Source organism: Streptomyces sp. NBC_00647, assembly GCF_045207245.1.
In the GTDB taxonomy this organism is placed as follows: Bacteria; Actinomycetota; Actinomycetes; order Streptomycetales; family Streptomycetaceae; genus Streptomyces.
The window spans coordinates 5,248,608-5,269,075 of sequence record NZ_CP109040.1; the positions used below are offsets into that span (position 1 = coordinate 5,248,608).

The window sequence follows — 20,468 nt, forward strand, 5'->3', positions numbered from 1 at the left end:
CATGAAGGCTTCTCGCATCGCCGCCGCCTGCACCGTCGCCGCCTCGGCCGTTCTCGCCGTCTCCGCCCCCGCGTTCGCGCACGTCAGCGTGCAGCCCGAGGGCGTGGCGGCCAAGGGCGACTACGCCGTCGTGAACTTCAAGGTTCCCAACGAGCGCGACGACGCCTCGACCACCAAGCTCGAGGTGAGCTTCCCGGCCGACCACCCGCTCTCCTCCGTCATGCCGGAGCCGCTCGACGGCTGGACCGTGAAGGTCACCAAGTCCAAGCTGGCCAAGCCGATCACCGCGCACGGCAAGAAGATCGACGAGGCCGTCACCAAGGTCACGTGGACCGCCGACGGCAAGGGCATCGAGGCCGGCTTCTTCCAGAAGTTCCCGCTCTCCATCGGCGCTCTGCCCGAGGACACCGACGAACTCGTCTTCAAGGCCGTCCAGACGTACTCCAACAAGGAGGTCGTGCGCTGGATCGAGCCGCAGAAGGAGGGCGCCGAGGAGCCCGAGAACCCGGCTCCGGTGCTCGCGCTCTCGGCCGCGTCCGAGGGGGGCCACCACGGGGCCGGCGCCGCGGAGGAAGCCTCGCACGACGAGAAGGCCGAGGACGCCGAGAAGACCGCCAAGGACACCACGGAGGCCGCCTCCACCACGGACGGCAGCGACACCACCGCGCGCGTGCTCGGCGTCGTGGGCATCGTCGTCGGCCTGGCGGGCGTGGCCTACGGCGTGCTGGCCGGCCGGCGGCGTACGACCGCCTGAGGTGCCGCACGGCACCTGAGGTACTGAGACACACCCGCTCCCGGTGCGCACCGGAGGGTCGCAGGACGCGGCTCTCCGGGCAGGACCGGACCCGACCGGCCCGGACCGGCCCGCACCTTGGGCCGGACCTGCTCGGATCGATCCGGCCCGGACCCGCCCCGACCACGTCCGACCTGGCCCTTCGGCCTCGTACGGCCCCCGGTGCACACCGGAGCGCTCACATCTGGGACATTTTTCTATGCGCAAGAAGACGTACGCAGTGGCCGCCCTGTTCGCCGCCGCCGCTCTGACCCTCTCCGCCTGCGGCAGCGGCGACGACAGCAACAAGCCGGTCGCCGACGTGTCCGCCGAGGCCGGCTCCGGCAAGGCCGCGACGGTCCTCGACAAGCCCTTCGAGAAGCCGGACCTCGTGCTCACCGACACGACCGGCGAGAAGTACGACCTGCGCGCGCGGACCAAGGGCCGCCCGACACTCGTCTACTTCGGCTACACCCACTGCCCCGACGTCTGCCCGTTGACGATGAACAACCTCGCGGTCGCCAAGAAGCAGCTGCCGAAGGCCGAGCAGGACAAGCTGCGCGTCGTCTTCGTCACCACCGACCCGGACCGCGACACCCCCTCCGCCCTCGGCAAGTGGCTCAAGGGCATCGACTCCGACTTCATCGGCCTGACCGGCGACTTCGACACGATCCAGGCCGGCGCCCGCACCCTGGGCATCTCCATCGAGCCGACCTCGAAGGACAAGAACGGCAAGGTCGTCTCCGTGCACGGCACCCAGGTCATCGCCTTCTCGCCGAAGACCGATGGCGGCTATGTGCTCTACGGCGAGGACGCCACCGTCGACGACTACACCAAGGACCTTCCCAAGATCGCCGAGGGGAAGACCCCGTGAGGCGCCGTCCGGGCCGCCCCGCGGGGCTCCTCACCGCCGGCGCGCTGGTCCTGGCCGCCACCGGGACGCTGGCGGGCTGCGCCTCGGACGACCGCGGCTCCCCGGGCTCCTCGTCTTCCTCTTCCTCGTCCTCTTCGGCCAGACCCGAACTCAAGGTGACCGGCGCCTACATGCCCGCCCCGAGCATGGACACCATGGCGGCCGGCTTCTTCACCGTCACCAACTCCGGCGGCGCCGACACACTGACCTCGGTCACCAGCGACCTCTCGGACGACGTGACGCTGCACTCGACCAAGGACGGCGCGATGCAGGAGGAGAAGTCCTTCACCGTGCCCGCCGAGGGCACCCTGGACTTCGCTAGCGGCGGCAACCACCTCATGTTCGCAAAGCTCACCCACAAGCCCCGGCAGGGCGAGAAGGTGTCCGTGGAACTGCACTTCGCCACATCCGGCACGGTGAGGATCTCCATGCCGGTGAAGTCCGCGACGTACAACCCGAAGACCGGGCACTGAGGGAGGCATCACCGTGACACTGACCATCGCCTCCCGCTTCCGGACCCTCCTGCTGCTGTTCCTCGCCGTCACCGGCGCGCTCCTGGCCGGCGCCACGCCCGCCTCCGCGCACGCCGCGCTGACCGGGAGCGACCCGAAGCAGGGATCGGTGGTCGACAAGGCCCCCACCCAGATCTCGCTCACCTTCTCCGAGCAGGTCTCGCTCGGCGACGGCGCGCTCCGCGTGCTCGACCCCAAGGGCAAGCGGGTCGACGCCGGCGGCGCGAGCAACCTGGGCGGCACCACGTACGGCGTGAAGCTGCACGCGGGGCTGCCCGACGGCACGTTCACCGTCACCTACCAAGTGGTGTCGGCGGACAGCCATCCCGTCTCCGGCGCCTTCACCTTCTCCATCGGCGCCCCCTCGCAGACCTCCGTCGCCCTGTCCGACCAGGCGGTGGGCGGCGGCGTCGTGGGCTTCCTCTACGGAGCGGCGCGCTACTTCTCGTACGCAGGATTCATCCTGCTCGTCGGCGGCGCCGCCTTCGTGCTGGCCTGCTGGCAGCGGGGCTCCGGCATCCGGCCGGTGCAGCGGCTCGTGGTCTCCGGATGGCTCACGCTGACCGCGTCCACGCTCGCTCTGCTGCTCCTGCGCGGGTCGTACGTCGGCTCCGGCAAGGTCGGCGACATCTTCGACCTGACGCTGCTCGGGCAGGTGCTGCAGACCAAGTCGGGCGCGGCACTTGTGTCGCGGCTGCTGCTGCTCGCCGCGGCCGCGCTGTTCATCGCGGTGCTCTTCGGCGCGTACGCCAAGCGGGACGAGGACGAACGGGCGGCGGCCGAGTCCGCCTCCGGGAACACCGCCGTCGCGACGGCGAGCGGTGCGAAGGCGACCGCCGCAGCGACGGCTGTCGGCGCGACGGCTGCCACCGCCACGAAGACCGCGGGCGTCGAGTCGGCCGAGGTCGTGACCACGGAATCGGGCGAGACCTCGGACAGCGGACCCCACGCCGCCCCGGACACCGACGATCTGGCCGCGGAGAAGAAGGACCTCACCTTCGGACTCGCCATCGGAGGCGCGGTCGTCGCGGCCGGCCTCGCCGCGACCTGGGCGATGGCCGAGCACGCCTCGACCGGCATCCAGGCGGGCATCGCGATGCCCGTCGACGTCCTGCATCTGCTGGCGGTCGCCGTCTGGCTCGGCGGTCTGTCGACACTGCTGGTGGCCCTGTTCCGGGCGCCGGCGGAAGCGCAGATCGAGGCGGCGGCCGTGCGCCGGTTCTCCCGCCTCGCGTTCGGCGGTGTCCTCGTCCTGGTCGCGACCGGGATCTACCAGTCGTGGCGACAGGTCGGCTCCTGGCCGGCGCTCACCGACACGACGTACGGGCAGCTGCTGCTCGTGAAGGTCGGCCTGGTGGCGCTCCTCGTGGGCATCGCGTGGATCTCGCGGCGCTGGACCGCCCAGCTGGCTCAGGCACCGGCCCCCGAAGCCGTGGCGGCAGCCCTGATGGAGCAGCGTTCGGCGCGCAGGACGCCCGCCCCCGTCCCCGCCGACTCCCGGCGCGCCGCACAGCTCGCCCGGCAGCAGGCCGCCGTGGCCTCCGCGCGCGACAAGCGGGTCCGCGACGCCGACCCGCACCGCTCGGGTCTGCGCCGCTCGGTGCTGGCCGAGGCCGGGGTCGCGGTCGTCCTGCTCGCGGTCACGACCGCGCTGACGGCCACCGAGCCGGGGCGTACGGAGGAGGCGGCCCAGCAGGCCACGGCGTCCGCCTCGCAGCGGTCCGGACCGCTGTCCCTGAAGATCCCGTTCGACACCGGCGGCGAGGACGGCAAGGGCACGGTGGAGGTCACCCTCGACCCGGCCCGTGTCGGCGGCAACGAGATGCATGTCTTCGTGGTCCGGCCGAACGGCAAGGCCTTCGACGTGCCGGAGGTGAAGGTCGCCTTCACGCTCGCCTCGAAGGACGTCGGCCCGCTGCCCGTGACCCCCGACCGGATCGCCACCGGACACTGGACGGCGAGCGGGGTGCAGATCCCCATGGCGGGTGACTGGAAGATCGCGGTGACCGTGCGTACCTCGGACATCGACCAGGCCACCGTGAACAAGAACGCGCAGATCGGCTGAACCTGACCATGGCTGACCAGTCCACCCCCGGGACCTCCTCCGCCCGCGAGACGCCCTCCCCCGAGGCGTCCCCCGACGCCGCGTCTTCGAACGCCTCCCCGAAGGGGGTCATGTCGCGGCGCCGGCTGCTGGGCACGGCGGGCGCCACCGGGCTCGCCCTCGGAGCGGCGGGGGCGGCCGTGGGGTACACCGCGGCGCCCTCGGCCGAGAAGGCCACCCCGCTGGCGTCGGTCGGCATGGACGCGGTGATGTTTCACGGGAAACATCAGCCCGGCATCACCACCGCGCTCCAGGCACGCGGCCATCTCGTCGCCTTCGACCTGGCGGCCGGCTCGGGCCGCAGGGAGGCCACCGCACTGCTGCGCCGCTGGTCGGAGACGGCCCGGCGGCTGATGACGGGCGAGGCCGCGGCCCACGAGGACACGGACGTCGCACGCGACGCCGGGCCGTCCTCCCTGACCGTCACCTTCGGTTTCGGACACAGCTTCTTCGCGCGTACGGGCCTGGAGAAGCAGCGTCCGGTCGCCCTCGACCCGTTGCCCGACTTCTCCTCCGACCACCTCGACAAGGCCCGCAGCAACGGCGACCTGTGGGTGCAGATCGGCGCGAACGACGCCCTCGTCGCCTTCCACGCCCTGCGGGCGATCCAGAAGGACGCGGGCAGCGCGGCACGGGTGCGCTGGCAGATGAACGGTTTCAACCGCTCGCCGGGCGCCACCGCCGAGCCGATGACCGCGCGCAACCTGATGGGCCAGATCGACGGCACCCGCAATCCGAAGCCGTCCGAGCCCGACTTCGACGGGCGTGTCTTCGTGCCCGCCTCCGGCGACCCGGAATGGATGGCGAACGGCTCGTACGCCGTCGTCCGCCGCATCCGGATGCTGCTCGACGACTGGGAGAAGCTCTCGGGCAAGGCCCAGGAGGACGTCATCGGGCGGAGGAAATCCACCGGGGCGCCGTTGAGCGGCGGCACCGAGACCACCGCGATGGACCTGGACAGGACCGACGCCGACGGCAATCTGGTCGTCCCCATCAACGCGCACGCCCGGATCACCCGGCCCGACCAGAACGGCGGCGCCGCGATGCTGCGCCGTCCCTTCTCCTTCCACGACGGCATCGACGCCGACGGGGTGCCCGACGCCGGCCTGCTGTTCGTCTGCTGGCAGGCCGATCCGGTGCGCGGCTTCGTCCCTGTCCAGCGCAAACTCGACCGCGGCGACGCGCTCTCGACGTTCATCCGCCACGAGTCGAGCGGACTGTTCGCGGTTCCGGGCGGCGCGGCGGAGGGGGAGTACGTGGGACAGCGGCTGCTGGAGGGCTAGGGGACCTGCGCTGGAGGGCCACGGGACCTTCCGGTGCCGGGGCCCGGTACCGGAGGACTGAGCGCCAGGGTCCCTGGGTGCCCGGGGCGCCTGTGTCCCCTGGGTGCCCGGGTGCCCGTCACGCGTGCGTGTCACCGATTCCTCGGGCGTGAGCCGCGTGGGGCAGGGCCCATTAGGGTGACGGTATGTCGGCGACGCGCTACACCTATCTCGGCCCCGAGGGAACATTCACCGAGGCCGCCCTCCGCACGCTTCCCGAGGCCGCGACGCGGGAGCTGGTGCCCATGGTGTCCGTCCCGGCCGCGCTCGACGCGGTGCGAGGCGGCCAGGCCGCGGGCGCGCTCGTCCCGATCGAGAACTCCGTCGAGGGCGGTGTCACCGCCACGCTCGACGAGCTCGCCAAGGGCGACCAGCTGATGATCTACCGCGAGGTCGTGCTGCCGATCGCCTTCGCCCTGCTGGTCAGGCCCGGCACCGCGCTGAAGGACGTCAAGACGGTCACCGGTCACCCGGTCGCCCAGCCCCAGGTCCGCAACTGGCTGGCCGCGCACCTGCCGGACGCCCTGTGGGAGTCGGCGGCGTCGAACGCGGACGGCGCCCGGCTGGTCCAGGAGGGCCGCTTCGACGCGGCCTTCGCGGGTGAGTTCGCCGCGGCCACATACGGTCTCGAGCCCCTGGTGACCGAGATCCACGACGCGGCGAACGCCGAGACCCGCTTCGTGCTGGTCGGCCGCCCGGCCCGGCCGGCGGCACCGACCGGCGCCGACAAGACCTCCGTGGTCATCTGGCTCGGCGACGACCACCCCGGCGCACTGCTCGAACTGCTGCAGGAGTTCGCCGTGCGCGGCGTCAACCTGATGCGCATCGAGTCCCGCCCGACCGGCCAGGGCATCGGCAATTACTGCTTCTCGGTGGACGCCGAGGGCCATATCACCGACCGCCGGGTGGGCGAGGCGCTGATGGGTCTCAAGCGGATCTGTCCCCAGGTGCGCTTCCTCGGTTCCTATCCGCGGGCCGGTGTCGGCCTGGAGGATGTACGGCCGCTGCGGCCCGGGACGTCGGACGACGCGTTCTCGGCCGCGTCGGACTGGCTGGCGCGCTGCGCGGACGGCCGGTTCTGAGCCACGGGTCCACACCCGTCCGAGCGTTTCCTCACGGTCCTACCTGCTGATTTTCGTCATCCACAGATGTTATCCACAGGTGTGCTTCTCGACCTGGGGACAAGTCGACAACGAAGCACTACATCATCGACAAATCGGCTACTGGGCCCAAGTCCTTCCACACCCTCGCACGTCACCCTTCGTCTACCCTTTTCCATTGATCAACCCTATGGAGGGAATCATTTACACCCGAAAGTGGGTGTAGGGAGGGTTTGAACCGGGAATTCCTCAGCCGCCGAAGGGTACTCGGAATGATCAATTCCGACATCCACAGATCTTCCACACAGCCTGTGGATAACTATCCGAGGGGACGGATTCCTGTGGACAACCCGGCTCGCAAGTCCCGTCCCCCGCAAGGAAATCCAGTCAACCGGTAAGGCGCGCCCTGCCCCGTTTCAGGGAGTAGGCCCCTTTTCATTGACGTCGATCGGTGATCAAGGGATTCAGTCCGGCATTTCACTCATACCGTGACAGCCCTCACGCTCCGGAATATCGAGTCGTTGGCCGGAAGCCCGCACCGGTAGCCTTGAGGGGTGATTGACCTTCGCCTGCTCCGTGAGGACCCCGACCGTGTTCGCGCCTCCCAGCGCGCCCGTGGAGAGGACGTCGCGCTCGTCGACTCCCTCCTCTCCGCCGACGAGCGGCGCAGGTCGTCCGGCGTCCGCTTCGACGAGCTGCGCTCCGAACAGAAGGCGCTCGGCAAGCTGATCCCCAAGGCCTCCCCGGACGAGCGCGCCGAGCTGCTGAAGAAGGCCGAGCAGCTCAAGACCGACGTCAAGGCCGCGGACGCCGAACAGAACGAGGCGGACGAGGAGACCAAGCGGCTCCTCCTGCAGCTCGGCAACCTGGTGCACCCCGACGTCCCGGTCGGCGGCGAAGAGGACTTCGTCGTCCTGGAGACGCACGGCACCATCCGCGACTTCGCCGCCGAGGGCTTCGAGCCCAAGGACCACCTGGAGCTCGGCGAGTCGCTGGGCGCCATCGACGTCGAGCGCGGCGCCAAGGTGTCCGGCTCGCGCTTCTACTACCTGACGGGCGTCGGCGCGCTCCTGGAGCTCGCCCTCGTCAACGCGGCGATCGCGCAGGCCACCGAGGCCGGCTTCACGCCGATGCTGACCCCCGCGCTGGTCCGCCCGCGCGCCATGGAGGGCACCGGCTTCCTCGGCCAGGCCGCCGAGAACGTGTACCACCTGGAGAAGGACGACTACTACCTGGTCGGCACCTCCGAGGTACCCCTCGCGGCGTACCACATGGACGAGATCCTGGACGCCGACAAGCTGCCGATGCGCTACGCCGGTTTCTCGCCGTGCTTCCGGCGCGAGGCCGGAACCTACGGCAAGGACACCCGCGGCATCTTCCGCGTGCACCAGTTCGACAAGGTCGAGATGTTCTCGTACGTCGACCCCGCGGACGCCGAGAACGAGCACAAGCGGCTCCTCGAGTGGGAGAAGCAGTGGCTGTCCGGCCTCGAACTGCCCTTCCAGGTGATCGACGTCGCGAGCGGCGACCTGGGTTCCTCGGCCTCCCGCAAGTTCGACTGCGAGGCGTGGATCCCGACCCAGGGCAAGTACCGCGAGCTGACCTCGGCCTCCAACTGCGACGGCTTCCAGGCCCGCCGCCTGTCCGTCCGTATGCGCGACGGCAAGAAGGTCCAGCCGCTCGCCACACTGAACGGCACGCTGTGCGCCGTCCCGCGCACCATCGTCGCGATCCTGGAGAACCACCAGCTCGCCGACGGTTCGGTACGCGTTCCCGAGGTACTGCGCCCCTACCTGGGCGGCCGTGAGGTTCTGGAGCCGATCTCCAAGTGACCAGCACCACCGGTTCGACGGGAGCGTCCGGGGCCTCCGGGCCGGGGGCGTTCCCGTACAAGCTCGTCGCGACCGATCTCGACGGGACGCTGCTGCGTCCCGACGAGACGGTCTCGGCCCGTACGCGTGAGGCGCTCGCCGCCGTGACGGCGACGGGCGCCGCCCACATCGTCGTCACCGGGCGCGCGGTGCCCTGGACGCGGCACATCCTCGACGACCTCGGCTACCAGGGCCTCGCGGTCTGCGGTCAGGGCGCACAGGTCTACGACGCGGGGGAGCACCGGCTGCTCACCTCGGTGACCCTGGACCGGCAGCTGGCCGGTCTCGCTCTGGCCAAGATCGAGGCGGAGGTCGGCCCGCTGCTGCTGGCCGCGAGCCGCGACGGGCTCGACGGCGAGGTGCTGGTCGGCCCCGGCTACCGCAGGCTGGACGGCTCACTGCCGGTCGTCCCGATCAAGGACGCGTCGGACCTCTGGTCGGCCCCTCTGAACAAGGTGTACGTCCAGCACCCGACGCTCTCCGACGACGAGCTCGCGGCCGTGGCCGTGGAGGTCGCGGGCGGACTCGTCGGTGTGACGATGGCGGGCGCGGGGATAGTGGAACTCCTCCCCCTCGGCCTCTCCAAGGCGACGGGACTGTCCCTGGCGGCCCGGCGCCTCGGCGTCAAGGCGGCGGACACCATCGCCTTCGGCGACATGCCGAACGACCTCCCGATGTTCGCCTGGGCGGCACACGGGGTGGCCATGGCCAACGCCCACGACGACCTCAAGGCGATCGCGGACGAGGTGACGTCCTCGAACGAGGAGGACGGCATCGCGGTGGTGCTGGAACGGTTGCTGGCGCAGTCGTAGCGGTCGCCGGGGCGGCAGCGGCGGCTGGTGGCCGCTGCCGGGCGGGAGCCGGTCGGAACTGTCGGGCGGGGATCGGACGGTGCTGCCGGCCGGCTGGTCGCGTGCGAACGTCTTGCGGAGGATGCGCGGATCGAACGCGCGCGGGGTTTCACCCCCGACCACGGCTTAGCAAGCCGGTGCCTTTCCACTCGGCCAATCCTCCGGGTGGGCGGCCCGCGCGTGACGCGCGCTCGAAGCGGCCGCCCCGGGCAGCTCCCCGTGCGAGCGGGTTCGACGGAGGGGTAACTACTCCGGAACCCGCCGCGGGCTGCCCTGTCGGGAGCTCGACGTACTGCTCCTGATGAACATCGTCGCGCTCCTCTCCCAGAATGTGGCGCCGGCTCGATGCGGCGGGTGGACACAACCACTGTGCCCGTACGCCGACTTGGGCGCCACTGATTAAAGGCCGCCCCCGCGGGGCCTCACTTGCGGCGCCACCTGCGCCGGCGCCCCTTGCTGAAGAACCACCCGGCGGGCGGCTCGTCCGAGCGCCAGGGCTGCGGATCGGGTCCTCCCCCGCGCCAACGGGCGGCGAGCATGCGCGCGCGGGCCGACGGCTCGGCCGTCTCCGCGGACCGTATGAAGTTCTCGTCCAGGACGAGGTCGTCCCACGGCTCCCCAGCAGTGCCCTCGGACCTGGCCCCTGACCCGTCCCCGGCCTCTTCGCGGCCGTCACCCCGTGGTTCCTCGGATGCCATCCCGGTTCCTCCTGGCCGTGCGTCCCCGTTCGGCCAGTGTGCCCGGACAGGGATGAAGCCGCTGTCAAGAAAAAAGGGGCTCTTCGCGCGCGTGCCCGGTGACCGGCGCCGCGCGCGAAGAGCCCACGGTCACTCCTCGCCGGCCAGCGTCAGCGACCGCAGCCGCTGCCCGGCGTACCAGGTGGCGAGGACGGTGACCAGGATCAGCAGAACCGTCGCGGTCGGCAGGCCCACGTCCGAGGTGACGAGTTCGCCGCCGGTCACCTTGTGGCCCACGGCGAGCGCCCACTGCTGGACGCTGAGCGTGCGCGCGCCGGACACCAGTGACCCGAACAGGGCCTCCCAGACGAGCGCGTAGACGAGTCCGAAGACCACCGCGTGCCGGGTCACGGTCCCGAGGAGCAGGAACATCGCGGCGTAGGCGATCGAGGCGACCAGGGCGGCCACGGTGTAGGCGACGGCGATCTGCTGGCCGTTGCCGTTGAGGATCATGCCCGCGATGAAGGTCGGCACCGCCGAGAACGCCATGGTGACGGCGATCGCGACGATCAGCTTGGTGAAGATGATCGTGGGCCGCTTCAGGGGCTTGGCCAGCAGATACACCACCGAGCCGTCGTCGATCTCGGGCCCGATCGCTCCCGTACCGGCGATGACGCCGATGATCGGCACCATGGTGGCGAGCGCGAACCCGCCGAGCAGGTCCGAGGCCACCTGGTCGTCCGCTCCGGAGAAGCTCCGGACGGCCAGGGAGATCACGATGAGCAGGACGGGCAGGACGCCGAGGATGAGGGCCCGGCGGCGGCCGAGCAGGCCCCGATAGGTGAGCCGGGCGACTGTGGGGTCGTACATCTTCGGCCTCCTACGCCGCGACAAGATACGAGAAGACGGATTCCAGGGACTCGTCGGACGGCGACACCGTCAGCAGCCGGATGCCGTGCTCACGCGCGACCTTCGGCAGCAGGGCGGTGAACCGGCCGAAGTCGACGGCCTGGATGCGCAGCGCGCCCTCGGCGAGGTCGACCTCGATGCCGGACGTCGACGGGTCGGCGATCAGCGCGGCGGCCAGAGCCCGGTCGTCGCTGGAGCGGACCAGGTAGCGGTGCGGGCGGTCGGTCATCAGCCGGCGGATGCGCCGGAAGTCGCCGCTCGCCGCGTGCCGTCCGGCGACGATCACCTCGATGTGGGCGGCCAGTTGCTCCACCTCTTCGAGGATGTGGGACGAGAACAGCACGGTGCGGCCCTCGTCGCCCATGCGGCGCAGCAGATCCATGAGCTGCATGCGCTGGCGCGGGTCCATGCCGTTGAAGGGCTCGTCGAGCAGCAGCAGCGACGGGTCGTGGACCAGTGCGGACGCCATCTTCACGCGCTGCCGCATGCCCTTGGAGTACGTGGAGATCTTGCGGTCCTGCGCGTACTCCATCTCGACCGTGGCGAGAGCCCGCTGGGCGGACTTCGCGCCGAGGCCGTGCAGCTCCGCGTTGGCGACGACGAATTCGCGCCCGGTGAGGAAGTCGTACATCGCCTCGCGTTCGGGGACGATGCCGATGTGCCGGTAGATGTCCTCGTTGCGCCAGGTCGGCCGGCCGTCGAGGGTGACGGTGCCGGTCGAGGGGGCGAGGAAGCCGCCCATCATGTTGATGAGGGTGGACTTGCCGGCGCCGTTCGGGCCGAGCAGGCCGGTGACGCCGGGGCCGATCGTCATCGTGATGTCGTTGACCGCCACCACGTTGCCGAACCAGCGCGAGACGTGGTCGATGTTGAGCGTGGTCACAGCCCGACCTTTCGGTAGCGGCGCATCAGGAGGCCGTAGCAGCCCGCGATGAGACCCAGGACGACGATGAGGTAGACGACGCCCTGCCCGGACGAGGGGCCCACCTCTCCGGGGAAGGCGGAGGAGGCGCCGAGGAAGGCCGTCTGCACTCCGTCGATGAGCGTGATCGGCGAGAAGAGCCCGAGCCACGGGACGACGTCGCCGCTGGACTGCTCGAACGCGATGGCCTGGACGGTGGAGACCGCTCCGTAGGAGATGGTCAGGGCGGCGATGACGGCCGCGATGCCGAAGCCGCGGCGCGGGGTGACCGCCGAGATGACCAGGCCGATGCCCGCGAAGAGCAGCGAGAGCAGTGCCACGGAGACCAGCCCCTGTCCGAAGCCCTTCGTCTGGTCGGCGAAGTCGAGCTTGGCCAGGAGCGCCCCCACGTAGAGCACGATCAGCGGGGCGGCCGTGAGGATGAACAGCGCCGAGGCCAGCGCCGCGTACTTGGCCCGCACGTAGTCGCTGGTCTCTATGGGACGCGAGAAGTACAGCGGCACGGTCTTGAAGCGCAGGTCGCGGGAGACCGCCTGGGGGCCCTGCGAGGCGACGTACAGGCCGATGACGGCCTGCATGATCACGGCGTAGCGCGTGTAGTCGACGGGCAGGTCCTTCGCCTTGGTGGCGACCGCGACGGCCACCATGATGAGTGCGGGGACGCACATCACCACGAAGAGCAGCATCGGCAGGACCTTGGACTTGACCGAGCGGCCGAGGCCGTAGGCACCGCGCAGGGACTGCGAGTAGAGGGAACGGCGGGCGTAGGCGCGGCCGAGGCGCGGGCCGTCGTAGTTGCGGTAGCCGATGTTGTGGATACGGGACTGCTCACCGCGCTGGGTGAGGGGCTGCTCAACCGCCATGGCCGACCGCCTCCTTCCGCTGCTCGTCGCCGGTGCGCGGATCGGCGCTCGCCGCGCGCTCGTCCTTCGTGCGCTGCTCGTCGCTGTCCTTGAAGACCTCGGCGATGTGGTGCCTGCGCTGTTCCATGCGCACCAGTCCCAGGCCGAGGTCGGCGACCACGTCGCGGACGAGGTCGTAGGTGTCCTCGCTCTCGGTGGTCAGCAGCAGGATGTGTCCGGCGCCCGGCAGGCCGCTGCCGTCGTGGGTCTCGACACCGCGCGCGTGGAGCACCTCGCGGACCGCGGCCGTGCCGTCCGGGTGCTCGTCGGTGTCGGTGACCTCGATGGCCAGGGTCGTGGTGGTCTGGGTGAAGTCCGTGGTGGAGCTGGAGCGGAGCAGTTTGCCGCCGTCGACGACGACGACGTGGTCGCAGGTGCGCTCCAGTTCGCCCAGGAGGTGCGAGGTGACCAGGACCGAGATGCCGAAGTCCGTGTGGATGCGGCGGATCAGCCCGAGCATGTCGTCGCGGCCGACCGGGTCCAGGCCGTTGGTCGGTTCGTCCAGGAAGACCAGCTGGGGGTCGTGGACGAGGGCCTGCGCGAGTTTGACGCGCTGCTTCATGCCCGTCGAGTAGCCGCCGATGGGGCGGTAGCGCTCCTCGTACAGACCGACATGGCGCAGGGTGTCCGCGGTGCGCTCGCGGGCCGCGGCCGGCGGCAGCCCGGACATCCGCGCCATGTGGACGACGAACTCGGTGGCCGAGACGTCGGGCGGCAGGCAGTCGTGCTCGGGCATGTACCCGACCCGCTCACGGATGGCGCCGCCCTCGGTGGCGACGTCGAGGCCGAGCACGGTCGCGCGGCCCTCGGTGGCGGGGGACAGACCCAGCAGGATCTTGATCAGTGTGGACTTGCCGGCTCCATTGGCTCCGACGAGTCCGGTCACACCGGGCCCGACGTCCACGGAGAGCCGGTCAAGCGCGGTCACCCGGGGGAACCGCTTGCTCAGGCTTTCGGTCGCGATCACAGTCACGATTCGAAGGTAGTGGCGCACACCACAGGGGTCGTCAACCCACGGAGGTGGATCCGCGTCAGCCTCGAGTCGTACGGGCCCGTAGGGGTCCCCCTCAGGTACACCGGCCCGGAGCCGTCCCGGTCCGACCGGTTGTCCACAGGTTCCCCACGGACCTATTGACGCCGCCTCTAACAACTGTCACATTCGCCAGTGTCAAGTTACGGGCACGTACCGCAGTCGGTGCGGTCAGGGTGGGGCGGTGGCATGACGACGGCAGTGGCAGGCGAACTCTCCGCGGAACTGCGGGGGTTCAGAGAGGTGCAGCGCCTCGCGTACGAGTGCGCGGAAGCGGTCGCGGCACAGCTGAAGCCCGGCGTCACCGAACGCGAGGCGGCGCGCATGCAGCGCCGGTGGCTGCGTGAGCGCGGGGTGCGGGACTGGTTCCATCTGCCCTTCGCCTGGTTCGGTGACCGCACGGCCTTCGTCGGTTTCCGGATCCCGCTGCAGTTCTTCCCCACCAACCGCCGTCTGGAGCCGGGGATGCCCTTCATCCTCGACATGGCCCCCGTGTACAAGGGCTTCACCGCGGACATCGGCTATTCGGGCTCGCTCGGCCTGAACCCCGTGCAGGACAAGCTGCTCGCCGATCTGGAGGCGCACCGCGAGCTGATCCTGCGCGAGGTGCGTGAGCGGCGGTCCCTGCGCGAGATCTACGAGGACGTCGACCGGCTCATGACCCGCCAGGGCTATGCCAACCGGCACCGCGCGTATCCGTTCGGCGTGATCGCGCACAAGGTGGACCGGGTGACGGAGCGGTCCTGGTCACCGCGCCTGTTCGGATTCGGCACCCAGTCCCTGAAGGGGCTGGCGAGCGACGCGCTGCACGGGCACCGGGACGGCTGGTCACCTCTGTGGTCGCCGTACGCATTCTCCGACCACCCGCCCCGGCCGGGGCTGTGGGCGGTCGAACCGCACCTCGGTTTCCGGGGTACGGGCGCGAAGTTCGAGGAGATCCTGGTCGTCACCGACTCCAAGGACCCCGAACAGAGCGCGTTCTGGCTCGACGACGATCTGCCGCATGTGCGGCGCTGGGCGGAGGACAAGTGAGTCTCGTGGGCGCGCGCGAGCGCTGGGTGCGGACGGGCGGAGTCGAGCTGTGCGTCGCCGAGTTGGGCGACGACAGGCAGCCGACCGTGGTGCTCGTGCACGGCTATCCCGACTCCAAGGAGGTGTGGTCCGAGGTCGCCGTCCGGCTCGCCGACCGCTTCCATGTCGTGCTGTACGACGTCCGGGGACACGGCCGTTCGACGGCTCCGCAGCCGCTGCGCGGCGGGTTCACCCTGGAGAAGCTGACCGACGACTTCCTGGCGGTCATCGACGCGGTCAGCCCCGACGAGCCGGTGCACCTGGTGGGCCACGACTGGGGTTCGGTGCAGTCGTGGGAGTTCGTCACGGTCGCGCGTACCGAGGGCCGGATCGCGTCCTTCACGTCGATGTCCGGGCCGTCCCTCGACCACCTCGGCCACTGGATCAAGCAGCGGGCGAAGCGGCCCACCCCGCGACGGATCGGTCAGCTCCTCGGCCAGGGCGCCAAGTCCTGGTACGTGTACCTGCTGCACACGCCGGTGCTGCCCGAGCTGGCCTGGCGCGGCCCCCTGGGCAAGCAGTGGCCGAAGATCCTCGAGCGGATCGAGAAGGTGCCCGCGGGCGCGTACCCGACCCCGTCGCTGGCCTCCGACGCGGCGCACGGCGCATGGCTGTACCGCGACAACGTACGGCCCCGGATCGCCCGTCCCCGCGAGGACGCGTTCGCGCACGCGCCCGTGCAGCTCGTCACGCCCCTCGGGGACGCCTTCCTCTCCGAGCGGCTCTACGACGAGCTGGAGACGTGGGCTCCACGGCTGGTGCGCCGCACACTCCCGGCCAAGCACTGGGTTCCACGGACGCGCCCCGACCAACTGGCCGCCTGGATATTCGAGTTCGTGACCGCCAACGAGGGCCGCGAGGCCGGGATGCCCGCCCCCGAGCCGGCGGCCACCGGCAAGTACGCCGACCGGTTCGGCGGCCAGCTGGTGCTGGTCACCGGCGCGGGCAGCGGCATCGGGCGGGCCACCGCCTTCGCCTTCGCCGAGGCCGGCGCCCGCGTGGTGGCCGTCGACCGGGACGCCGATGCGGCGGCCCGTACGGCGGAGATGTCCCGGCTGATCGGCTCACCCGCGGCCTGGGCCGAGACGGCCGACGTCTCGGACGAGCAGGCCATGGAGAAACTCGCCGACAAGGTCGCCACCGAGTACGGCGTGGTGGACGTGCTGGTGAACAACGCCGGGATCGGCCTGTCCGGCTCCTTCTTCGACACCACGCCGGAGGACTGGAAGAAGGTCCTCGACGTCAATCTGTGGGGCGTGATCCACGGCTGCCGGCTCTTCGGCAGGCAGATGGCCGAACGCGGGCAGGGCGGCCACATCGTCAACACCGCGTCGGCGGCGGCGTACCAGCCCTCGAAGGCACTGCCCGCCTACAGCACCTCCAAGGCGGCGGTCCTGATGCTCAGCGAGTGCCTGCGCGCGGAGCTGGCCGGGCAGGGCATCGGCGTATCGGCGATCTGCCCGGGCTTCGTCAACACCAACATCACCTCGACCGCCCGCTTCGCCGGGGTCGACGCGACCGAGGAGAAGCGGCGCCAGAAGCGGTCGGCGCGGCTGTACGGGCTGCGCAACTACCCGCCGGAGAAGGTCGCCGACGCGATCCTGCGCGCGGTGGTCCGCAACGAGGCGCTCGTGCCGGTCACCCCGGAGGCGCGCGGCGCCCACCTCATGCACCGCTTCGCCCCCAGGGCGCTGCGCGCCATCGCCCGGATGGAGCCGAAGCTGTGACCGAGCGGGCGAGCGACGCGACGGAAGCGGCCGGCACCTCCGGCAGCACTGCGAGCGGAGGAACCGTGAGCGGGGGAACCGTGAGCGGGGGAACCGTGAGCGGGGAAACTGTGAGCGGCGGTCACCACGCGATCGCCCCGAGACGGGTGTCCTTCGACTGGGAGGACACCCCGCTGCACTGGATCCCGGACGAGCCCACCGCCACCCACGTCATCAATGTGCTGCACCTGCTGCTGCCGGCCGGGGAGCGGTGGTTCGTGAGGGTCCTCAAGGAGGCCCTGCCGCTGGTCCGCGACCCCGAACTCCTCAAGGAAGTCAAGGGGTTCATGGGCCAGGAGGCCACGCACAGCGTGCAGCACGCGTATGTCCTCGACCACCTCGCCGCGCAGCGGCTCGACACCGCCGACTTCACCCGGCACGTCGACTTCCTCTTCGAGAAGCTGCTCGGTGACGAACCGCCCCTGGGAGTACCGGTCCCGGCCCGGGAGTGGCTGCGCTTCCGGATGTCGGTGATCGCGGCGATCGAGCAGTTCACGGCGGTGCTGGGCGACTGGGTGCTGACGGCCGAGGGCCTGGATCTCGCCGACGCCGACGAGGTCATGCTGGACCTGTTGCGCTGGCACGGCGCCGAAGAGGTCGAGCACCGCGCTGTGGCCTTCGACATGTACCAGCACTGCGGCGGCGAGGGCGCGCCCCGATACGCCCGGCGGCTCGCGGGCATGGCGGTCACCGTGCCGATGATGCTGTACATGTGGGCGTGGGGCGCCGCCTATCTGATCCGTAACGACCCTCGGCTCGACGGCCGTCTGCGCTACTCGCTCGGCGAACACAACAAGGCTGTGCGCAAAGGGCTCTTGCCCACCTGGAAGGAGCTCGGCGCGGCCATACCGCGCTATCTGCGGCGGTCGTACCATCCGTCGAAGGAGGGCTCGCTGCTCAGGGCCGTCGAGTATCTGGCGCAGTCACCCGCGGCGCGGTCGGCGGTGGGGGCGATCGGGCGGGCGGCGGCCTCATAGGTCCGAGGGCGGGAGGGCGGGAGAGATGAGCGACGAGCCGGGCGGGGTCGCGTACCGCATCGAGGACCTGGCGCACCACAGCGGCGCCACGGTCCGGACGATCCGCGCCTACCAGGACCGCGGGCTGCTGCCCCGCCCCGAGCGGCGCGGCCGTGCCAATGTGTACGCGGACGCCCATCTGGCGCGGCTGCGGCAGATCGCCGATCTCCTCGACCGCGGCTACACGCTGGCCTCGATCAAGGAACTCCTGGAGGCCTGGGACGCGGGCCGGGGCCTCGGCGGGATACTCGGTCTGGTCGCGGAGGTCGACGGCCCGTGGACCGACGAGGAGGCCGCCCGGATCTCCCGGGCCGAGCTGGACGAGCGGTTCGGCGGCCGCCCCGACGACGCCGCGGTGGCGGACGCGGTCGAGCTCGGCGTGCTGGAGCCGATTCCGGGCGAGGACGGCGCCTTCGTCGTTCCGAGCCCTCAAGAGCTGTCCGTGGCGGTTGAGTTGTACACGGCGGGCGTTCCGCTGTCCGCGATCTCCAGCCATCTGCGGGAGTTGAGAGGTCAGGTCGAGCACATCGCCTCCCGTTTCCTGGAGTTCACCACGGAGCATGTCTTCGCCCGTTATCTCGGGGAACATCCGCCGACCGACGCGGAAGCGGCCGAAGCGGCCTCGCTCGTCCGGCGGCTGCGACCGCTCGCGCAGCAGACAGTGGACGCCGAACTGGCCCGTGCCATGCGGCTGTTCGCCACCCGCCATCTGAGCAGGCATCTCGCGGCGGGGCCACCCCCGATGGACCAGGAGAGCATGCGCACGGTGGAGGTCTCGGCAGGGACAATGCGCGCCGTGGAGCTCCTGGTTGGAGCGGAGAACGCAGCCGAGTTCGTCACCGCCGCCGCCGAACGGGAGCTGCAGGCACGCACGTTGGACCGGCTGGCCGCAAACCACGCCCGAAACAGCATTGTTGACGAAATACCTTAAAACGCCCGCGTGTTGTCCACAGTTTCGTCAATTCCCCTGTGGATAACAGGACTTGGCTGTGGACCAAACCTCCGCGTCAAAATCAAATGCGTGATTCGTCTCTCGCCAGGCACCCTGGCGAGATGAAGGAACAGACGGATGGACGGACGCAGGGACGGACCCGGACTCGGGGACAGACTGAGGGGCGGACGGATGGGCAGGCGGATGAGCGGATGAACGGACGGGTGGATGATCGGATGGACGAAAGACGCACCGTGAAGGTGTCGAAGTACCTCTCGAAGCATCTGCGGCATCAGCCCGAGCGGATCGGCCTCACGCTCGGCGACGGCGGCTGGGTCGAGATCGGCACACTGATCGCCGCGGCGGCCGCGCACGGCTTTCATTTCACCCGCGACGAGCTCGATCACGTGGTGGCCCACAACGACAAGCGCCGCTTCGCCGTCGAGGGGACCCGGATCCGGGCCAGTCAGGGCCACTCCGTCGAGGTCGATCTCGGGCTGCCCCCGGCGACCCCGCCGGCGTACCTCTACCACGGCACCGTCGCCCCCCACCTGGACGCGATCCGCGCCGAGGGCCTGAAGCCCATGAACCGGCACGACGTACACCTGTCGCCGGACCGGGAGACCGCCACCCGAGTCGGCGCCCGCCGCGGCCGCCCGGTCGTGCTCTCGGTGGACGCGGCGGCCATGCACCGCGACGGCCATGTCTTCCGGGTCAGCGCCAACGGCGTCTGGCTGACGGAGGCCGTACCCCCGCGGTACCTGCGGTTTCCCGGGCCGCACTGATCCGGGGGTACCGGTGCCTCCGGGCGGGGGCCGCGTCGAGGCGGGCCACGACCACGCTCCGGCTCCGCTTACGCTCGATACATGAGTCTGCGTCTGAGCACCGTGATCCTGCCGTACGTCCGCTGGCACGAGGGCGGGCGTTCCGCGTGGCAGCGTGCGGAGCAGCTCGGCTTCCGCACCGCGTTCACCTACGACCATCTGTCCTGGCGGACCTTCCGCGACGGCCCGTGGTTCGGGGCCGTGCCGACCCTGACCGCGGCGGCCGCCGTCACCGACCGACTGCGCCTCGGCACGCTCGTGACTTCGCCGAACTTCCGGCACCCGGTGACCCTCGCCAAGGAACTGATCTCCCTCGACGACATCTCCAACGGCCGGATCACGCTGGGCATCGGCGCCGGCGGCACCGGTTTCGACGCCACCGCGCTGGGTCAGGACCCTTGGACCCCGCGTGAGCGCGCCGACCGCTTCGGCGAGTTCGTCCCGCTGCTCGACCGGCTCCTCACCGAGGACTCCGTCTCGTACGGCGGCAATTTCTACTCGGCGCACGAGGCCCGCAACATCCCGGGCTGTGTCCAGCGCCCCCGGCTGCCGTTCGCGGTGGCCGCCACCGGCCCGCGCGGACTGAGGCTCGCCGCCCGGTACGGGCAGGCGTGGGTGACGACCGGCGACCCGAAGCTGTACGAGACGGGCACCCCCGAGCAGTCGGTTCAAGCCATTCGCGGGCAGGTCGCCAAGCTGGCCGACGCCTGTGCCGAGATCGGCCGGGACGCGGCGGAGCTCGACAAGGTCCTGCTGACCGGATTCACCCCCGACCGGAGCCACCCGCTGGAGTCCCTCGACGCGTTCGTCGACTTCGCCGGCCGGCACAAGGAGCTGGGCTTCACCGACATCGTGATCCACTGGCCGATCCCCGACTCGGACTTCGCCGCCGACGAGAAGGTCTTCGAGCGGATCGCCCTGGAAGCGGTCTCTCAGCTGACCTGAGACCGGTCGCCGCGAGCCCGGGTTCGACAG

The 20,468-nt window shown here is 70.5% G+C and carries 19 protein-coding genes and 1 tRNA gene; 14 read left to right on the forward strand and 6 right to left on the reverse strand.

The genetic code is table 11. From position 1 onward, the window contains the following. Window position 1 precedes the first annotated feature (1 nt). The 8 genes from OG788_RS23055 (at window position 2) to OG788_RS23090 (ending at window position 9,406) form a co-directional block, all read left to right on the forward strand. Entirely contained in the window at window positions 2-754 is a 753-nt protein-coding gene (locus OG788_RS23055) for a YcnI family protein (RefSeq protein ID WP_356746963.1), read from the forward strand. 238 nt (window positions 755-992) lie between these two features. Continuing rightward, on the forward strand, window positions 993-1,646 hold the full coding sequence (locus OG788_RS23060) for an SCO family protein (protein ID WP_406373150.1): 654 nt from the start codon (window positions 993-995) through the stop codon (window positions 1,644-1,646). Beyond that, window positions 1,643-2,158 carry a copper chaperone PCu(A)C gene (locus OG788_RS23065; protein WP_406373151.1) on the forward strand — a complete coding sequence of 172 codons (516 nt, stop codon included), beginning with the start codon at window positions 1,643-1,645 and terminating at the stop codon, window positions 2,156-2,158. The genes OG788_RS23060 and OG788_RS23065 overlap by 4 nt, the downstream gene beginning before the upstream one ends. 13 nt (window positions 2,159-2,171) lie before the next feature. Continuing rightward, window positions 2,172-4,262 carry a copper resistance CopC/CopD family protein gene (locus OG788_RS23070; protein WP_406373153.1) on the forward strand — a complete coding sequence of 697 codons (2,091 nt, stop codon included), beginning with the start codon at window positions 2,172-2,174 and terminating at the stop codon, window positions 4,260-4,262. An 8-nt stretch (window positions 4,263-4,270) separates the two neighbouring features. Then, window positions 4,271-5,584, forward strand: a complete 1,314-nt coding sequence (efeB, locus tag OG788_RS23075; RefSeq protein ID WP_406373155.1) for an iron uptake transporter deferrochelatase/peroxidase subunit — start codon at window positions 4,271-4,273, stop codon at window positions 5,582-5,584. A gap of 185 nt (window positions 5,585-5,769) precedes the next feature. Then, window positions 5,770-6,705: a prephenate dehydratase gene (pheA, locus tag OG788_RS23080; protein ID WP_266760490.1), complete on the forward strand. Its 936-nt coding sequence runs from the start codon at window positions 5,770-5,772 to the stop codon at window positions 6,703-6,705. Between the two features lie 572 nt (window positions 6,706-7,277). Further along, window positions 7,278-8,555, forward strand: a complete 1,278-nt coding sequence (gene serS, locus OG788_RS23085) for a serine--tRNA ligase (RefSeq protein ID WP_351535989.1) — start codon at window positions 7,278-7,280, stop codon at window positions 8,553-8,555. Beyond that, window positions 8,552-9,406: a Cof-type HAD-IIB family hydrolase gene (locus tag OG788_RS23090; RefSeq protein ID WP_351535992.1), complete on the forward strand. Its 855-nt coding sequence runs from the start codon at window positions 8,552-8,554 to the stop codon at window positions 9,404-9,406. The genes serS and OG788_RS23090 overlap by 4 nt, the downstream gene beginning before the upstream one ends. A gap of 115 nt (window positions 9,407-9,521) precedes the next feature. Here OG788_RS23090 and OG788_RS23095 read toward each other — a convergent pair. From OG788_RS23095 to OG788_RS23120, 6 genes are all read right to left on the reverse strand, one after another. Beyond that, window positions 9,522-9,608, reverse strand: a tRNA-Ser gene (locus tag OG788_RS23095). A gap of 259 nt (window positions 9,609-9,867) precedes the next feature. Next, complete coding sequence (locus OG788_RS23100; RefSeq protein ID WP_406373157.1) at window positions 9,868-10,143, reverse strand: hypothetical protein; 276 nt, start codon at window positions 10,141-10,143, stop codon at window positions 9,868-9,870. A 129-nt stretch (window positions 10,144-10,272) separates the two neighbouring features. Then, window positions 10,273-10,992, reverse strand: a complete 720-nt coding sequence (locus tag OG788_RS23105) for an ABC transporter permease (RefSeq protein WP_356746976.1) — start codon at window positions 10,990-10,992, stop codon at window positions 10,273-10,275. 10 nt (window positions 10,993-11,002) lie between these two features. Continuing rightward, window positions 11,003-11,914 carry an ABC transporter ATP-binding protein gene (locus tag OG788_RS23110; protein WP_351536000.1) on the reverse strand — a complete coding sequence of 304 codons (912 nt, stop codon included), beginning with the start codon at window positions 11,912-11,914 and terminating at the stop codon, window positions 11,003-11,005. Beyond that, a complete protein-coding gene (locus tag OG788_RS23115; protein WP_356746978.1) occupies window positions 11,911-12,816 on the reverse strand; it encodes an ABC transporter permease subunit in 906 nt (301 codons plus the stop codon). Before OG788_RS23115 ends, OG788_RS23110 begins: the two co-directional genes overlap by 4 nt. Beyond that, window positions 12,806-13,822 (reverse strand): ABC transporter ATP-binding protein, encoded by a 1,017-nt coding sequence (locus tag OG788_RS23120; protein WP_351536346.1) that lies wholly within the window; start codon window positions 13,820-13,822, stop codon window positions 12,806-12,808. Before OG788_RS23120 ends, OG788_RS23115 begins: the two co-directional genes overlap by 11 nt. 252 nt (window positions 13,823-14,074) lie before the next feature. Here OG788_RS23120 and OG788_RS23125 point away from each other — a divergent pair, with 252 nt between their 5' ends. From OG788_RS23125 to OG788_RS23150, 6 genes are all read left to right on the forward strand, one after another. Next, on the forward strand, window positions 14,075-14,917 hold the full coding sequence (locus OG788_RS23125; protein ID WP_406373160.1) for a M24 family metallopeptidase: 843 nt from the start codon (window positions 14,075-14,077) through the stop codon (window positions 14,915-14,917). Next, a complete protein-coding gene (locus OG788_RS23130) occupies window positions 14,914-16,683 on the forward strand; it encodes an SDR family oxidoreductase (RefSeq protein WP_406373161.1) in 1,770 nt (589 codons plus the stop codon). The genes OG788_RS23125 and OG788_RS23130 overlap by 4 nt, the downstream gene beginning before the upstream one ends. A gap of 95 nt (window positions 16,684-16,778) precedes the next feature. Continuing rightward, a complete protein-coding gene (locus OG788_RS23135; protein ID WP_406373163.1) occupies window positions 16,779-17,699 on the forward strand; it encodes a metal-dependent hydrolase in 921 nt (306 codons plus the stop codon). Between the two features lie 25 nt (window positions 17,700-17,724). Further along, the gene (locus OG788_RS23140) at window positions 17,725-18,669 is read left to right on the forward strand and encodes a MerR family transcriptional regulator (RefSeq protein WP_406373165.1); all 945 of its coding nucleotides are present in this window, start codon (window positions 17,725-17,727) and stop codon (window positions 18,667-18,669) included. A gap of 236 nt (window positions 18,670-18,905) precedes the next feature. Continuing rightward, window positions 18,906-19,454: an RNA 2'-phosphotransferase gene (locus OG788_RS23145; RefSeq protein ID WP_406373166.1), complete on the forward strand. Its 549-nt coding sequence runs from the start codon at window positions 18,906-18,908 to the stop codon at window positions 19,452-19,454. Window positions 19,455-19,535: 81 nt separating this feature from the next. Further along, entirely contained in the window at window positions 19,536-20,438 is a 903-nt protein-coding gene (locus OG788_RS23150) for an LLM class flavin-dependent oxidoreductase (RefSeq protein WP_406373168.1), read from the forward strand. The last annotated feature ends 30 nt before the right edge of the window (window positions 20,439-20,468 follow it).

Excerpts from the sequence above, each read along its gene's own strand:
- pheA (WP_266760490.1), top strand. The coding sequence starts at position 5,770 with ATGTCGGCGACGCGCTACACCTATCTCGGCCCCGAGGGAACATTCACC.
- OG788_RS23060 (WP_406373150.1), top strand. The coding sequence starts at position 993 with ATGCGCAAGAAGACGTACGCAGTGGCCGCCCTGTTCGCCGCCGCCGCT.
- OG788_RS23125 (WP_406373160.1), top strand. The coding sequence starts at position 14,075 with ATGACGACGGCAGTGGCAGGCGAACTCTCCGCGGAACTGCGGGGGTTC.
- OG788_RS23055 (WP_356746963.1), top strand. The coding sequence starts at position 2 with ATGAAGGCTTCTCGCATCGCCGCCGCCTGCACCGTCGCCGCCTCGGCC.
- OG788_RS23115 (WP_356746978.1), bottom strand. The coding sequence starts at position 12,816 with ATGGCGGTTGAGCAGCCCCTCACCCAGCGCGGTGAGCAGTCCCGTATC.
- OG788_RS23140 (WP_406373165.1), top strand. The coding sequence starts at position 17,725 with ATGAGCGACGAGCCGGGCGGGGTCGCGTACCGCATCGAGGACCTGGCG.
- OG788_RS23105 (WP_356746976.1), bottom strand. The coding sequence starts at position 10,992 with ATGTACGACCCCACAGTCGCCCGGCTCACCTATCGGGGCCTGCTCGGC.
- OG788_RS23145 (WP_406373166.1), top strand. The coding sequence starts at position 18,906 with ATGGACGAAAGACGCACCGTGAAGGTGTCGAAGTACCTCTCGAAGCAT.
- OG788_RS23100 (WP_406373157.1), bottom strand. The coding sequence starts at position 10,143 with ATGGCATCCGAGGAACCACGGGGTGACGGCCGCGAAGAGGCCGGGGAC.
- efeB (WP_406373155.1), top strand. The coding sequence starts at position 4,271 with ATGGCTGACCAGTCCACCCCCGGGACCTCCTCCGCCCGCGAGACGCCC.
- OG788_RS23150 (WP_406373168.1), top strand. The coding sequence starts at position 19,536 with ATGAGTCTGCGTCTGAGCACCGTGATCCTGCCGTACGTCCGCTGGCAC.